At 34.1% G+C, this 17,505-nt stretch carries 12 protein-coding genes; 4 read left to right on the top strand and 8 right to left on the bottom strand.

Going from position 1 to position 17,505, the window contains the following annotated elements; translation table 11 throughout:
* Window positions 1-25 precede the first annotated feature (25 nt).
* Window positions 26-2,404: an ABC transporter permease gene (locus J6D32_RS08125; protein ID WP_155229564.1), complete on the bottom strand. Its 2,379-nt coding sequence runs from the start codon at window positions 2,402-2,404 to the stop codon at window positions 26-28.
* On the bottom strand, window positions 2,404-3,105 hold the full coding sequence (locus J6D32_RS08130; RefSeq protein ID WP_006784492.1) for an ABC transporter ATP-binding protein: 702 nt from the start codon (window positions 3,103-3,105) through the stop codon (window positions 2,404-2,406). The genes J6D32_RS08125 and J6D32_RS08130 overlap by 1 nt, the downstream gene beginning before the upstream one ends.
* 198 nt (window positions 3,106-3,303) lie before the next feature.
* Between J6D32_RS08130 and J6D32_RS08135 the strand changes: the two genes are divergently transcribed.
* The 3 genes from J6D32_RS08135 to J6D32_RS08145 all read left to right on the top strand — a co-directional run bounded on the left by J6D32_RS08135 (window position 3,304) and on the right by J6D32_RS08145 (window position 7,550).
* On the top strand, window positions 3,304-5,022 hold the full coding sequence (locus tag J6D32_RS08135; RefSeq protein ID WP_147633246.1) for a B12-binding domain-containing radical SAM protein: 1,719 nt from the start codon (window positions 3,304-3,306) through the stop codon (window positions 5,020-5,022).
* Between the two features lie 120 nt (window positions 5,023-5,142).
* Entirely contained in the window at window positions 5,143-6,507 is a 1,365-nt protein-coding gene (locus tag J6D32_RS08140) for a TrkH family potassium uptake protein (protein WP_006784490.1), read from the top strand.
* 314 nt (window positions 6,508-6,821) lie between these two features.
* Complete coding sequence (locus J6D32_RS08145) at window positions 6,822-7,550, top strand: GntR family transcriptional regulator (protein ID WP_006784489.1); 729 nt, start codon at window positions 6,822-6,824, stop codon at window positions 7,548-7,550.
* Between the two features lie 330 nt (window positions 7,551-7,880).
* Here J6D32_RS08145 and J6D32_RS08150 read toward each other — a convergent pair whose 3' ends face one another.
* Window positions 7,881-8,060, bottom strand: coding sequence for an SdpI family protein (locus tag J6D32_RS08150; RefSeq protein ID WP_006784487.1), 180 nt, complete (start codon window positions 8,058-8,060; stop codon window positions 7,881-7,883).
* Window positions 8,061-8,293: 233 nt separating this feature from the next.
* Between J6D32_RS08150 and J6D32_RS08155 the strand changes: the two genes are divergently transcribed.
* Window positions 8,294-9,958: a ribonuclease J gene (locus J6D32_RS08155; RefSeq protein WP_287467535.1), complete on the top strand. Its 1,665-nt coding sequence runs from the start codon at window positions 8,294-8,296 to the stop codon at window positions 9,956-9,958.
* Between the two features lie 426 nt (window positions 9,959-10,384).
* Here the strand turns inward: J6D32_RS08155 and J6D32_RS08160 are convergent, their stop codons facing one another.
* From J6D32_RS08160 to J6D32_RS08180, 5 genes are all read right to left on the bottom strand, one after another.
* Window positions 10,385-13,183 (bottom strand): hypothetical protein, encoded by a 2,799-nt coding sequence (locus J6D32_RS08160; protein WP_006784485.1) that lies wholly within the window; start codon window positions 13,181-13,183, stop codon window positions 10,385-10,387.
* A gap of 261 nt (window positions 13,184-13,444) precedes the next feature.
* The gene (tpiA, locus tag J6D32_RS08165; protein WP_006784484.1) at window positions 13,445-14,191 is read right to left on the bottom strand and encodes a triose-phosphate isomerase; all 747 of its coding nucleotides are present in this window, start codon (window positions 14,189-14,191) and stop codon (window positions 13,445-13,447) included.
* Window positions 14,192-14,274: 83 nt separating this feature from the next.
* Window positions 14,275-15,486 (bottom strand): phosphoglycerate kinase, encoded by a 1,212-nt coding sequence (locus tag J6D32_RS08170; RefSeq protein WP_006784483.1) that lies wholly within the window; start codon window positions 15,484-15,486, stop codon window positions 14,275-14,277.
* A gap of 90 nt (window positions 15,487-15,576) precedes the next feature.
* Window positions 15,577-16,800, bottom strand: coding sequence for a competence/damage-inducible protein A (locus tag J6D32_RS08175; protein WP_155223494.1), 1,224 nt, complete (start codon window positions 16,798-16,800; stop codon window positions 15,577-15,579).
* A gap of 111 nt (window positions 16,801-16,911) precedes the next feature.
* A partial coding sequence (locus J6D32_RS08180; protein ID WP_503004046.1) for a type I glyceraldehyde-3-phosphate dehydrogenase occupies window positions 16,912-17,505 on the bottom strand: 594 nt, incomplete at its 5' end.

A 17,505-nucleotide genomic window follows, 5' to 3' on the forward strand; every position in this document is an offset into this window, starting at 1 on the left:
ATTATTTAACTTAATATTTAAGAACTTAATATTTAAGAACTTCATGTAACGAAATACGATCAAGTTGAGCTTTTGAGCATCCCATTGCAATAAAGTAGGTAAATAAAATAATGAATAATCCACTTATAGCCTGTATCATCGTAAAATCAGTTGGAATCGCCATTGGAAGACTAGCTGCAATTTGATTCATTATATAATCTATCGTCCCACGAGTGACTGGAATACTAATTAAATAAGCAACAATTACAAATGGTAGATAAATTGTTAAAACCATTTTAGAAACTTCTTTTTTCGTATATCCCATTACCTTTAATATAGAAATTTGTTTTTGATTTTCATCAATTATAAAGTTAGTAATTAAAATCATAATAATACTTCCAAGCACGACTGAGATAATGAGCATGATACTTAAAGAAACTTGAATCATTTCCATTCCAATTTCAATATTACGCTCTAAATCGTTAATTGAAAAAATATAAGAAATATTTTCTTCTGTACTTGGTCTATCCCCAGTCCATTTTCCATTATAATATCCTTCGACTAAGTGTAAATCATCAGCTAATAAGTTCATATCTACATACATCATCGGACCATTATAGTGGTCTACAACATCGACAACCTCATAACTAATCTGTTTATTTTTTGCTTCAAACGTTAGCACATCGCCAATTTCTAAAGAATAGGCCCTTGCGATAAATTCATTAATAATTAAACCTTGTTGAGATTTTCTTGTAATATTTTCACCCGCTGCGTTATATAACGGATTAATAATGTTATAACTATCAATACCATAGACAACAAAAGAAGTTGTGACATCAAACATCACTTCTCCTTCACTATTTTTCATGCTAAGAGGCATTGCATTATACTCAATAAACGGACTTTCTGTAATGCCCAGCGGTTCATTTATTAACTTACTATACTTAACTTGATAATTATAATTAACAGAACCAAATGCTTTATCCACAATATTTTCAACTGACTTAAATACTATAGAAGCGAAAACTAAGAAAATACTCGCTACAAATACGATGATGAATAATGATAAAATTTTCCCCATGTTTCTAAAAGCTAGAGAATATTTAAAACGAGTTTCAAATGATAACGGAGATAATAGCTTCGCTAGAATTTTTGAAGTTCTAGATAATTTTAAATGACTGCTTTCTTTCATTAAATCTAGTGGAGCTTCTCTAAGTAAAAACAATAAAATGATAAAACTTGAGACTGCGACCATTAATATAGGATAAACAATGCCCCCAAGTAAAATTTGGGGCGTAAAATAAGTGCTAATCTTTGGCACAACATAATGCACCATATACGAAGAAGAAATATAACCTGAAACTCCAATACCAAATAAACTTCCAATAACTGTTCCAAATAAAGCGGCAATTAGCGGATACGTTAAATAATTTAAGCTAATTGTTAAACGACTATATCCCATCGCTTTTAAAACACCAATTTGCATACGATCTGCATTAATTCTTTTTTTCAAAATTAAAACGATGACAACCACACACATGACTAAGAGTAATGATGAAAACGTAGCAGAAAGTAATTTATTTCCGATTAACTCGCCAGATACAGTGCTAATACGGACATTTTGATTTTTGCTTAACACGTGAGAAACCCCAGAAATCCCAGCCATCTTTTCTACTTCTTCTTCAACATCCACATCATCATTAAAATAACCACTGTATAAAACCCATTGTTTTTGTGAAAGTGTATCATAGACATCATCTGTGACAACCGCAATGGTTTCACGATCCGCTTCATAAAGCGGATTATCATAACTAAAAACAGGATAAATATAATCTGGTACTGCAATAAATGCTGAAATTTGATATTCAGCATCATTCATTTTAACTGAATCTCCGAGTGCGAGATCATTAGCATCTGCATATTGTTTAAATACTGCAATCTCCGAGCTACTTTCAGGCATTTTACCTGCTACAACATAAGTTGAATTTACCGAATCAGTCTGTTTTACAACTCGATAAGTATAGGTTCCATCATCGGTTTCTTGGACGACATCGCGATAAAATCGGCCTTCAATCGTTGCATTAAATCGCTCACCAAGTGCCGCTACCTTATCCTCATAATAATCAACTAAACTATACTCATACTGTTTCATCATTTCAGATTTACTTAAATTCGCTAATTCAGATACACTAACTCCTTTTTGTGCAATCATCGAACGAATAGCCTGTTCTGTTGGTGAGGAAAGAACAACTAAAAAATCTTCCTGATTTGTTTTTGAGGCATAATCATCTAAAAAATAAGAAACAGATGAGATTGCCGTTTCTAATGAAACATATGTAAAAGAAGACATCATAATGAGAATCATCAATGAAAAAAATTGTAATGGCTTTTGCTGAATCGTCCTTAATACATTTTTAAATATCATTATACCCAACTCACTTCTTTAGCTCGTTTTTTATCTTGATTTTGAGTTACATCAATAATTTCTCCGGAACGCATTCTCACAACTTTATCAGCAATCTCTGCAATTCCTAAATTATGCGTAATTAAGAAAATCGTTGTTTTAAATTCTTCATTAATGCGTTGTAACACTTCAAGAACTGTTTTTCCTGTTTCTTCATCTAAAGCCCCTGTTGGTTCATCACAAAATAAAATAGATGGATTTTTAGCAATTGCTCGTGCGATTGCTACACGTTGTTGTTGTCCACCTGATAATTGATATGGAAATTGTCCGACATACTCCTCTAGCATAACTTCTTTTAAAACTTCATGAACATCTAAATGATTTTGACTAAGTCTTGCCCCAACCTCTACATTCTCAAGAACAGTCATATTTGGCATCAAGTTATACTGTTGAAATACAAATCCCAACTCTTGACGTCTAAAACAAGTCAGTTGTGATGAGGTCATATTTGTAATCTGTTGGCCATTCACCAAAATTTCTCCTTGATTTACCTCATCAAGTCCTCCACTAACATGAAGAAGTGTTGACTTCCCTGATCCTGATGGACCTAAGATCACGACAAATTCTCCCTGTTCTACATTGAGATTTATATTCTTTAATGCATCAGTTTGAATTTCACCAACTTTATAACTTTTTGAAACATCACGAATAGAAATTAACACAATGACTCACCTACCTCAGTTTTAGCATCTTGCATATTAAAAGTATTAGCATAAAAAGGAATTTTATACTTTTAATAGTTTTAATTGTCTTAAAATTCAAATAATAGCAATACAACCACTCTATCCTGATGAAAACCTATAGGTATCCTACTCATTATTGTGCTAAAATGAAAAAGATAAAAAATGAGGTGCTTACATATGTCAATTACGTTAACTACGTTAAATTCAAAATACATTCATACAAACTTAGCCATTCGATATTTAAAAGCGAATGCACCAGCCTTTGATATTAAATTAAAGGAATACACATTAAAAGATACATTAGAAAACATTGCTAACGATTTACTTGCAACAAATCCAAAAATCATCGGATTCAGTGTTTATATTTGGAATGTTGAAAAAACTTTAACCTTAATCAATATGTTAAAAGAAAAAGATCCAACCCTTACAATTTTGATGGGTGGACCTGAAGTTTCATATGATTTTGATGTTTGGTTCTCAAGATGTGCTATCGACTACATCATCTACGGTGAAGGAGAACTATCTTTCCGTGAACTGATGGAAGCATTGCATGGGCAAAGAGATATCACCACAGTACGTGGAATTGTTTATAAAAACTTAGTAACAGGCGAGTTAATCAAAGCAGCGGAAGCTCTAATTTTGGATCCAAAGGAAATCTTATCTCCCTTCTACTTCGAAGAAGATATTCCTCATCTGCCAAATCGAATTCAATATATTGAAACATCACGCGGGTGTCCTTATTCATGCCAATACTGTTTAGCATCAGTTGATAATAAAGTACGCTACTTTGATATCGAAAATGTAAAAAACGAAATTCGTTATCTGATGAAGCATGGTGCTAAAACGTTCAAATTCTTAGATCGTACGTTCAATATTAACAAAACATATGCTCTAAACATCTTCGACTTTATTATTGAAGAACATCTCCCTGGCACTCAATTTCAATTTGAAATTACAGCAGACATCATGCCAACCGAGTTAATCGATTATTTAAATGAACATGCCCCTGAAGGATTATTCCGTTTTGAAATTGGAATTCAATCAACATATGAATTAACAAATAAACTCGTTAAACGTCGTCAAAACTTCGACAAATTAACAACAAATATCCTACGTATTAAACAAGGTGGAAAAATCGTTCTTCACCTCGACTTAATTGCTGGACTTCCCGAAGAACCGTACGATCGATTCGAGCAATCATTCAATGATGTCTTCGCGCTTCGTCCAGAAGAATTACAACTTGGATTCTTAAAAATGCTACGTGGAACAGGACTTCGTAAACAAGCCGATGAATTTGGATACGTTTATGATGAATTCGCCCCATACGAAATGAAACGCAACGATAAACTATCTGAAAGTGATGTTGAGAAAATCCACTTAGCAGAAGAAATTTTAGAGCGTTATTGGAATGCTCATCGTATGGATTACACCATGAAATTCTTAGTAGACAATGACTTCAAGACTTCTCCATTTGACTTCATGTATCGATTTGGAGTGTATTGGAATGAAAGATACCCTTGGATTCGTTATCAACTTAGCGATTTATTTACAAGACTATATGATTTCTTAGAGAGCATCGATTATAACCAAATGCCAACCATACTTTCATACATGAAAGTAGACTATTTAACGAATAGTAAAATTAAACCGAAAATTTGGTGGCAAGATCGCCTACAAAAAGAGGAGCGCCGAGCAATCATTAATCAATTAGCAGAATCATCAGATGAAATGAAAGAATTGTTAAATACACATAAAATTAATTTACCTGATATCTTTAAATATGCTGTTCTAGAACCTGTTTATCTAGATAATCAGTTAAAACCATCAAAAGAATTACACTATTTAATCGTCATCTATTTACCAAATCAAACTACACAATATTATATTGTGAAATAGCGATGAGGAATTTGACTTACTTTGTTAAAATTTTGCATATATTTTACAGTCATTAGTGTTATAATCAATTTTGAATGATATATAAGTTCAATGCGTTTATTTTAAAGGGAGTGCCTAAGGATGTTTATTGTTAAGAAATTAAGGAATTTTATCCATTCAACGCCAACAAGGTTAATTGTAGGATACTATTTCATGTTTACCATAGGATTTGCCTTCTTATTATGGTTACCATTTAGTTTAAATGAAGGTGTCTCATTATCATTTCTAGATGCTTTATTTATTTCAACAAGTGGTCTTAGTAATACAGGGCTATCCCCCGTATCACCAGTTGATACATTTAGTATACCAGGAATTTTAATTCTTGCTCTTAACCTACAAATTGGGGGACTTGGGTTAATGATGATTTCAACTGCTATTTGGTTACTAGCAGGCCATAAAATTTCAACACGGGAAAGAGCCTTAATTATGACTGACCAGAATCAGATTAACTTAAGTGGTGTAGTTAAACTCGTTAAATCCGTTTTAATCTCTTTCTTGGCCATTGAATTAGTTTTTATGCTCATACTTGGAAACTACTATTATTTCGCAGGTTATTATCCAATCTATTGGCAAGCTATGCTTCAAGGATTCTTCACAACTGTATCAGCTATTACAAACTCTGGGTTCGATATAACTGGCTCATCATTAATGCCGTTTCAAAAGGATTATTTCGTTCAAACACTTCACATGTTTTTAATGTTCTTTGGTGCCATGGGATTCCCAGTGATTTTAGATATTAAAAAATACTTTCAGTGTCGTAGGACAAAACAGCGTTTTAAATTTTCAATCTACACAAAATTGACGATGGTTACAACGATTATATTATGGGTTGTGGGTATTGTTGGATTCTACCTATTTGAATGGAATCACTTCTTAGCAGACAAAGGTTTAATAGAAGGATTCTTCTATGCAACATTTAACTCATTAACAACACGTAATGCAGGATTTGCAACTGTTGATATGAACGCCTTCTCGACTGCAACACTAACTATGTTCTGTGGTTTAATGTTTGTGGGATCGTCGCCTAACTCATCTGGTGGTGGAATTCGTACCACAACATTTGCCTTAATGGTTCTTGCTATTCTTTCATTCGCACGTGGAAAACAGTATGTCAACATTTATGGACGCGAAATTGAAACTCAAACCGTTTATAAATCATTTATGATTTACATTGTAGCAACATTTATCGTTTCACTCTCTACTCTTTTAATTTGTATGAGTGACCAGTTTCCATTAATGGAAATTTTCTTCGAAGTTTGCTCGGCATTCGGAACAACTGGTCTTTCAATGGGGATCACGGGTAGTCTAACATCATTTGCAAAACTCGTGCTTATTGCCACAATGTTCATCGGTCGTATCGGAATTATTGCGTTCTTAATGATTTTCAGAGCAAATGTGCATCCTGCTAAAGTTAGATACCCAAAAGTTGATATTATAATTGGATAAAACAAATTTGTACATTTTTGTACAATGAAATTGTTTTCATATGTTAAATTAAAGATAGATACTTATTTTAAATAAGTTTCTATCTTTTTATTTTCGAATAAAAGTAATAATAACAGGAGTATAGTTACAGTGCATTTTGTAAGTTGTTTTAACGATAATAGTTTATTATTAAACTATTAGTAATTTATTAACAGGAAAAAACATCCATATCTTTTAACTTTAATCATCTAAGCTATTGAAAATACGGCTTAAAAACATTATGATATTATTAAACATGATAACGTTTTTAAAAACAGGAGGAGGCGTTTCATATAATGGTTCTTGATCGCTCAAAAGATTCTAAACCTTTATATTTACAAATAAAAGATATTCTAAAACATAAGATTATCAACAACGAATATGCAGTCGGAAGTACTATTCCATCGGAAAATGAACTAGAAGAAATATTTGGAGTTAGTCGTATGACTATTCGCCAGGCCGTTAATGAATTAGTAAACGAAGGATTATTAAGAAAAGAGCGCGGACGCGGAAAAGGTACAGTCGTTTTATCAAATGCAATCGCGGACAAATTATCAACAGTTAAAAGTTTTACACAAAAAATGCAAGAACAAGGATACATCTTAAAAAATAAACAAATCAACATTTCATTAGTTACTCCAGACCCTGCCGTTGTCGCAGCCTTCAACATTGAACCAACAGATAAAGTATTACGTTTAAGTCGTATTCGTATGGTTAACAACGATATCATCATGTACAGTATCTCATACGTTCCAGGATTTTTAGATCTACCATTTGACGCTGAACTTTACGGATCACTATACCAATTACTATCAACTCAAAACATCCAAATTTCTCATGCAGAAGAATACATCGAAGCCATGCTTGCAGATGAGGAAATCAGTAGAGAACTTGAAATACCACTTAATGCAGCTGTCTTAAAACGTACACGTATCAGTCAAGACCAATACAACCGTAATGTAGAATATACTACAACATACTACCGATCAGATAAATATAAATACGTAGTAGAATTAACAGTTTGATAATAAAGAAAAGCAATAAGGCGCGTTTTTCACACGCTGAAAATGAAAAAGGCACGAATCAATCATCAGATTGAGCAGTGTCTTTGAATTTTACCAGTGTGTTGCGACTGTTGCTAGACAATAAAGAAAAGCAAAAGAGAGTTCATAACAAACTCTCTTTTTTTTAGTTTAATTAATATCATCTTTTAATTTTCTCTCAACAAAATAAATTGGAACTATTAATCCTATCAAATTAATGATGGCATTAATCAATGACAAATTCTCTGCTGCAATCGGAATTAACAGCTTATCTAAAATAATGATAAATAACAATCCTAATCCTACCTTAAGTCATAATCCACCAAAATAACGCTGAGCAAATACCCAAACCTCCTTAGATGCCATAGAACGCTTAGTACGATACCCATAAACCGAATTAATAGTAGTTGGTGGATGCTTTTTAAAGAAATATCCTACAACAATCATCATCACTGGAATTAACAAATCAGTAACCCAAAAGAAAACTTCCATATCCTCGCTCCTTCTTTAGAATCTAATTACGTACACTCTATTACATAAGATTAACCTACATTTAACATAGTCCTAACTCTTTTAAAACAAGCTTAACACACAAATTGGAATCATAATAATGTCGGATTCACCTTCGCAGATTATACCATAATTTTCCTACAAAAACCTAATCGTATAGCTTTCTTTTTTAGATTCATACTAAGTTTAACTATGTAAAAAGAAGGTGACCAAACTTGGAGGAAAATATAAAATTAAAGGTTATTCCACTCGGTGGCTTAGGTGAAATCGGTAAAAACATGACTGCTATTGAATACGATGATGAAATTATTGTAATTGACTGTGGGATTGCCTTCCCCGATGAAGATATGTACGGAGTAGACTTAATCATTCCAGAAATTAATTATCTACTCGAAAACGAAGACAAAGTTAAAGGGCTCTTCATAACTCATGGTCATGAAGATCATATCGGAGCTATCCCATTCATTCTAAAACAAATTAACATGCCAATTTACGGGACGAAACTTACCTTAGGTTTGGTGGAAAATAAAATAAGAGAACATGGATTACTACAAACAACTAAACTTCACGTCGTCAATCCTCGTGATGTTATTGCATTTAATCATTTATCCATTGAATTTATTCGAACAACTCACAGCATAGCAGACGCCTGTTCCCTTGCAATCCATACCCCAGTAGGAATTCTGTTCCACACTGGAGACTTCAAAGTTGATCATACTCCAATTGACAATCAACCAATGGATTTAGAACGCATTTCAGAACTTGCACAAGCCGGAATTCTACTTTTAATGTCAGATAGCACAAACGTCGAACGCAAAGGATACACCATGTCTGAAAAGGCGATTGGCGATACCTTCATGAAACTATTTGATCGTGCAACAGGTCGCATTATTGTCGCTACTTTCGCTTCAAATATCCACCGCATGCAACAAATCATCGATGCATCCCGTGCATTTAATCGAAAAGTAGCCTTCAGCGGACGTAGTATGGAAAACATCTCTAAAGTAGCAATGGAATTAGGATATCTTCACATAGATGACGATATGTTGATTAATATTAATCAGATTAATACAGTACCAGAAAATGAATTGACCTTAATCGTAACTGGTAGTCAAGGAGAACCAATGGGAGCACTTGCCCGTATTGCCTTCTCTACACATCGTCAACTTAAATTACAACCTAATGACCTATTCATCATCTCGGCTTCACCAATTCCAGGTAACGATAAACTCGTTGGCCGTGTCATTAACCAACTCTATAAAAAAGGTGCGGAAGTCATCTATAAAGACTTAGAATCAGTCCATGTTTCAGGACATGCTTGCCAAGAAGAACTAAAACTTATCCTACGTCTTACCCATCCAAAATTCTTTATGCCGGTTCATGGTGAATATCGTCACCTTGTACACCATAAAAATTTAGCCGTCAGTGTTGGAATTCCAAAAGACCATATCAAAGTCTTAGAAACAGGACAAATTCTTGAATTAACAAATAACTCAGCAAAAATCAATGGCCGCGTACGTACAGGAGCCATTCTTGTCGATGGAATTGGTGTTGGAGATGTCGGAAACATCGTCTTAAGAGACCGCAAAATGCTTGCTGAAGGTGGAATGATTATCATCGTTGCCACTATTGATAAACAATCAAAAGAACTCATTAGTGAGCCATACATTCTAACTCGTGGCTTTGTTTATGTCAAAGAAGCAGAAGAACTAATGAACAATATCAAAGAAATCGCTAAAAATGAGCTTCAAATGCTACTCGAAAACGATACAAACGAAATTATGGTCATGAAAACTCGCGTTAAAAAATCATTAGAACGTTATCTATACGAACAAACAAAAAGAAGACCTAGCATCTTCCCAATCATCATGGAAGTTTAAAAAAAGTATCTGCAATTTTTTGCAGATACTTTTTTCTTTTTATATAATTTTAAATCATTTTTAGAAGTTCTGTGGATAAATCAAAATTTTTATATTTATATCTATAATTTTAAATTATTTCCCAGGATATACTCTTTTTTTATATCATTAACACTTCTTTTCAGATTTAAAATAAGACTTTGTTTACATTTACGATTTGTTGTATTTAAATCATTGATACTGTTAAATAAATAGTAAATATGAAATACTGTGACGAACGAAATTTCGCTCGATCAATTTTGATAATATTTTTGAAATAATTATCTTTAATTATCAAAACTTGTCACTTTCGAAAATTAAGTCATATTGTATCAAAAACTATCGATTCCTCTGATGAGGCATTTCCCCTTTCCCGCCCAAAATAAAAATCTCTCAAAAGAGAGATTTTTAAAAATCCTTATTCACATTCACAAAAATTGCAACAACACTTAAAAAGGCTACTGTTCCAATCACAGTCCATTCAATCCATGACTTAGAGTACTCCAACTTTAAAGATTCTAAATCAACCTGAGCTCCATACGCCCCATTACTTACAATCCAAAACTGAAGATTATGTCGTCCTGGAATCTCATTCGTTTGATAAACGGTTTTTAAGGTATCATAAATATCATATGAAAACACGCCTGTCTTATTCGTTGGATATTGAAGATAATATCCTCGTTGATCACCTTCTACATAAACAAGTAATGACCAAAGTTCATCAACATCTTTAACATTAATTGTAAACTTTGGATTTTTCTCTAAATCTACTTCAAAGTAAGACGTCTGAATTCCGCCACTCCCCTCTTTATTTAAATTTTTAACTACTGCACTACCATCATAATAATTCACTTTTCCTAAAGCATTTAGTCTTGCCTGCCAATGTGTAATCTCTTGTGTTGTAAATGCCGTTTTCCAAGCTCGCTCTTTCATTGGCTGTAACCCTTGATTAAATAAACGAACCTTTTTCACATCTATCTCACCATTAGTCTCAAGCTCTAAAGACACTTCATGCTCACCTAATAAATGATAATTCTTAGGATTTAATTGATGTAAAGCATAATTCAAACTCATTTTAATTCTTCCCGCTTCAGTTGAATTCTCAAAAATATAGAACCGTTCTCCTGTCTCCTTCACCTTTAAGAATAAAGACCAAGGCTCTGTAAAATCAGCAATCTCCATCGCAATCATTGGGACCTGACTAAAATCAAGATTAAATGGCTGACTCTCAATTCCACCTCTGACACGAACCTCGCTATCACCATTAATAAACTCCACGCTACCATCATTAACTGGTGTCCAATTAATCAAATTATTTGGAAGTTCATTCAATAAGTAAGGATTCTCATCTTTTTGAATAAAAATGCGAGCATATGCATAATCCTTAAGTCCACTCGAAGTAATAATCTCAGCTTTCATCAAATGATATCCATTTGCCAACTTACTAACATCCACAACATAAGGTTTCGAGTAATTAACATTTTGAAAGATTGCATTCCCATCCATATAAATATTAATATTAGAAACTGCATCGTCCTCCATTGTTTTAATATCTAGATCAAGCGAATAATTATCAGAAATCGGTTCATATTGAGATAACCCTACAAAATTAACAGCTCCTAATACTTTAGCATTTACACTATTTTCAATCTTACGTTGTTCATCATACTTATTTTCACCTTCAGTTACAGGAACCTCAGCCAAAATTACTGCATCGGTCGCATTTATTGTAATACTAGTCTGATCACTAACATTTTTAGTTATAAACTCTTGCGTCATTACATTATATAAGTTGACCGTTCCCTCTGACTGAATCTTGTATTGTACCTCTTGCTTACTATCATAAGGATTAAACAACAAGTACATAGGCAGATTCTTCTCTTCATCCACGTAATAATCATTTGTATTAAGATCTACCTTCAAGATCCCCTCAACATTCGTTTGTTCAATCATTGCCGCCAACAATCCTAAATAAGCCCCACTTAAAATCGATTGTTTTTGATTTTCTGTCTCATTCATCCGTGAAACTCTATCAAATGGAATCACAGTATTATTAGGATAAAATAAATTCAAACTCTGTGTTAGATGTAAAATATAGCGTCCAACCTCAATTGCATAACGTTGATCATATTTTAGCATCGGAACTAACGCTGTTGCTGCAACAATACTAGCAAATGACTCTGGTGTTCCACCATATTCAGTTCTTGAACCAATTAATCCCGTTCCATATTCCCCATTAAACATCCCGTACTCATGACGATAATCACTTTCAGTAAAGAAAAACTCCATATATTTTGCCGTATCAAAATGACCATTTTCCATTGCATTCAAACGTGCCGATAAATAAGGTAAATATAAATAAACTACCTCATATCCCGGATTTCGCTGAAACTCTTCTAAATATTTCATACACTCGGTGGCTGCTTTCATATATTTACGATCTTCAAAACGCTCATACGCAAAATATTGAATCATCGCAACCCCAGCTGCTGCACCTGGTTCTGTCCATTCTCCATTATCATAAGGAACCTTCTGCTTAAAATCATATCCCGTATAAGCAAAATCAACCATTCCCTGACTTCCACCTAAATCCATCACCACATCGTACCAGTTATCTGCTATGCTTCTCAAAATCTGCTCCGAATCAAGTGTTGCCTCATATCGATCCATCAACATAAAATACAGCATTCCAGGATATACCTGTTCCCAAAATGATAGTTCAAGACTACTACCATTCTCATAATTTAAAAGAATCCCCTCACCATTCTCAACATTATAATAAGACTCCACTAACGGTACAAGTTTACTTAAAAACTCCTCACCAATTTCATCTCTACCAATCAAATTTGCAGACAATAAAGCTCCTATTGCCGTAATAGCCTGAGCCTGATTTATATCCTGTTCATCAGAGGTATAAGTCAAAAAACCTAATGACTCACGTCCTGTATTTCGATAACTACGATCAATATAACCATAGTGATACTCATCAAAATTGAATAGCATCCGATTAAAATCCATTGCAACAGCTCGCCAATCCCGATAAGCATAATTTTCAGGAATAAACGGAATGTCACTCGTAGATTGAATATTTTTATTAACACTTTTCACCTTCTGCTCACTAGCCGAAACATTCATATCTCCAATTACTAGAGTCAGAATCAAACTAATAAACACAATAATGACCATTAAAAATTCCTTCAACTTCATCCCAACCACCTCTACAAAAAATCAAAATCTTACACTTATTATTCACGATATCTTGCTTATTATGTAGAAATTAGGCGATTTGAATGATAGCTAAGATAATAAGAATTAGGTTCTAAAAATCTATAGAGAACCAGAAATATACTTTCTACCAAATAAAAATTTCAAAAACAAGGTTATCCACAATTTAATCCATAAAAAAACAGCCATCTTCAAAAGAAAGATGACTGTTTTAAGCATGTGTGTGTGCTTGTTAAATTAATATTAGAATTCCAATAATCCTAAGAATGATTCAACATCTAATGAAGCTCCACCAACTAAAGCTCCATCGATTTCTGGTTGAGCCATTAAACCAGCAATTGTGCTAGGTTTAACTGATCCACCATATTGGATACGGATTGCATCTGCAGCTTCTTGTCCGTGTTCACGAGCAACAACTTTACGGATGTATCCGATAGTTTCATTAGCTTGCTCATCAGTAGCAGTTAATCCAGTTCCGATAGCCCAGATTGGTTCATAAGCGATAACTGTTTCTTTAACTTGCTCTAATGATAATCCTTCTAAAGCGCGAACGATTTGAGAATCTACAACTTGGTTAGTTGTTCCATTTTCACGTTGCTCTAAAGATTCCCCACAGCAAACGATTGGAACTAATCCATTAGCAAATGCTGCATGAGTTTTTTTGTTAACTGTTTCATCAGTTTCATTGAACATTTCACGACGTTCACTGTGACCTAAAATAACATAAGTTACTCCTAAGTCTTTTAACATACCTGGAGCGATTTCTCCAGTGAAAGCTCCATTAGCTTCAAAGTGCATGTTTTGAGCACCAATACGTAAGTTTTCTCCTTGATGTTCAACTAATGAACGTAAGTATAATGCTGGAGCACAGATAGCAGTTTCTACTTTATCTGAGCTTGGTACTTTATCCGCTACAGCTTTGATGAATTCTAATGCTTCATCATAGTTTTTGTTCATTTTCCAGTTTCCTGCGATGATTGGTTTTCTCACAACGTTCACCTCTATATAAATTTTAAGTTTAAATAGGAACTCACAAAAGGTGAATTCCCTATTTAAAGATTAGTTTTTAAAAATTATTTGCATCCGCATCCACAGCATTTGTTGCTTAATGATGCTACACCTGGTAATTCTTTACCTTCTAAATATTCTAAAGAAGCTCCTCCACCTGTTGAGATGTGAGAGAATTTATCAGCGTATCCTAATTGCATTGCAGCAGCAGCTGAATCTCCACCACCGATGATAGTGATAGCTCCTTCTAAGTTAGCGATAGCTTCACATACTCCGATAGTTCCTTTAGCGAAGTTAGACATTTCGAATACACCCATTGGTCCATTCCATACTACAGTTTTAGCATCTTTTAATACATTAGAGAATAACTCAACAGTAGCAGGTCCAACATCTAATCCCATTTCATCGTCAGCTAATTCATCAACTGAAACAACGCGGAATTCAGTATCGTTAGAGAATTCTTTAGCAGCAACTGTATCGATAGGTAAAACTAATTTGTCTCCACCTTTTTCTAATAAAGCTTTTGCTAATTCTAATTTATCTTCTTCACATAAAGATTTACCGATGTTTTTCCCTTGTGCTTTAAGGAATGTGAACATCATACCTCCACCAACTAATACTTTGTCAGCTTTGTCTAATAAGTTTTCGATAACACCGATTTTATCAGATACTTTTGCTCCACCTAAGATAGCAACCATTGGACGTTGTGGTGCATCAACTGCTCCACCGATAAATTCGATTTCTTTTTCTAATAAGAATCCAGCTACTGCTTCTAAATTAGCAGAGATTCCAACGTTTGATGCATGAGCACGGTGAGCTGTACCGAATGCATCGTTTACGAATACATCTCCTAAAGAAGCCCAGTATTTTCCTAATTCAGCATCGTTTTTAGATTCTTTTTTACCATCTAAATCTTCGAAACGAGTGTTTTCGAACATTAATACTTCACCGTCTTTTAATTCAGCGATGGCAGCTTCTAATTCAGCTCCACGAGTTTGTGGGATGAATTTAACGTCTTGTCCTAATAACTCAGCTAAACGCTCAGCAGCTGGACGTAATGATTTAGACGCTTTATCTTCTTCAGATTTGATTTTCCCTAAGTGAGAGAATAAAATAGCACGTCCACCATTTTCTAAGATGTATTTGATTGTAGGTAATGCAGCTACGATACGATTGTCGTTAGTAATTTTTCCATCTTTCATTGGTACGTTGAAATCAACACGTACAAGGACTTTCTTTCCATTTAACTCAACATCTTTAACAGTTTTTTTGTTCATGTGATGAGTCCTCCTTAAAAAATTTTTTCACAATATTATTTTAACGCTTTTTTACATATAATTCAAACATTACCGTCTGACATCATATTTTTAAAGCGCTTTTAAATGGTAGTGCAACAAATATAAAGATTCTGCGACAGTACGCTGTCTTATTTTTTCGCGATTACCATTAAAAATGTAAGATTTAATAATATTTTTGCCACATACATTAAGTCCGACATAAACTAATCCAACAGGCTTTAACTCTGAACCACCATCTGGTCCTGCAATTCCTGTTACACCTATCGTAACATCAGCACCTGTTAACTCTTTTAAATTATTCGCCATGTCATATGCAATTTCCTCTGAAACTGCTCCATGCTCCATTAAACGATCACGATCAATATGAAGTCGATTCATCTTTGATTCATAACTATACGTCACGATACCCTCTAAGAAAACAGAAGAAACACCCGCTACATTCACAATTTCAGAAGATAGCAATCCACCACTACAACTTTCAGCGGTTGCAATCGTCAACTGCTTTTCTTTTAACAAACGAACCACTTCCGTCGGGAGATCGGTATTCTGATCTCCAATATAGTAATCCGTCATAAGATTTTTAAACTCTTCATCAAACTCACGCAACTCTGTTTCATAACTTTCTGTGGTTGAAACAATATAATCCACATGATCAACCGCACAATAAGGAGCAATATTTAAATGAGGATATTTATCATATAAATATAAAATCATTTCCTCTGCATACGACTCACCAATACCACAAAGGCGATAACTGTTGCTAATTTTACGCTCTTTAATTTCTGTCAAGAAATATGGTGTCACACTTTCATAAAACATTGCCTGAAGCTCAGTTGGAGGTCCTGGCAATAAAAATACAGACTTATTATCTTTTTCTAAAAACAATCCCGGTGCTGTTCCATTATTATTCGTTAAAACAAGCCCTGTTTTAAATTTATAAGCCTGTCTAGCATTATTACTAGGAACCGCTCTATTCGTGCGTTTAAAGTACTCAACAATTCCTTGATAAATCTCTTCATCATACACAAGCGTTTCGTTAAAATACATCGCCACACCATCACGTGATAAATCATCAACTGTTGGTCCAAGACCACCAATTGTCAGCACAATATCCGCATAAGAATAAGCAACGTTAAGTCCTTCCACAATCTCTTCTAATACGTCAGGAACCACTTGTTGGTGAACGATTTTCCCACCTAATTGCTCAACCTCTTTTGCAATAAATGCGCTATTCGTATTAATTGTCTTTCCACAAAGCACTTCATTCCCAATCGCTAAAATCGCAACCTTCATATTTTCACCTCTCATTTTAAAATGACCATCTCTCCTATTTTTATGCACTAATGAAAAAAGCTATCTCCAAAGAGATAGCTTTTTTTACAAAAAAGTTCGCGTTAATTAAAATTATTTAATTAAAGAAGCGAAGTATCCTAAAGTACGGATTAATTGGTTAGTGTAAGACATTTCGTTGTCATACCAAGCAGCAACTTTAACTAATTGCTCTCCGTTAACTTCCATAACTTTTGTTTGAGTAGCATCGAATAATGATCCGTAAGAAATTCCGATTACGTCTGCAGAAACGATTTCATCTTCAGTGTATCCGAATGATTCGTTAGCAGCAGCTTTCATTGCTTCGTTGATTTCAGCAGCAGTTACTTTAGTGTTTAAAGTACATACTAACTCAGTTAATGAACCAGTGATTACTGGAACACGTTGAGCTCCACCGTCTAATTTTCCTTGTAATTCAGGAATTACTAAACCGATAGCTTTAGCAGCTCCAGTTGAGTTAGGAACGATTGATGCAGCAGCTGCACGTCCACGACGTAAGTCACCTTTTCCGTGAGGAGCATCTAATGTATTTTGGTCATTAGTGTAAGCATGGATTGTAGTCATGAATCCTTTTTGTACACCGTATTTATCGTTTAATACTTTAGCCATTGGAGCTAAACAGTTAGTTGTACAAGAAGCTCCTGAGATAACTGTTTCAGTTCCGTCTAA

It is taken from the genome of Turicibacter sp. (assembly GCF_017941855.1).
Classification (GTDB): domain Bacteria; phylum Bacillota_I; class Bacilli_A; order MOL361; family Turicibacteraceae; genus Turicibacter; species Turicibacter sanguinis.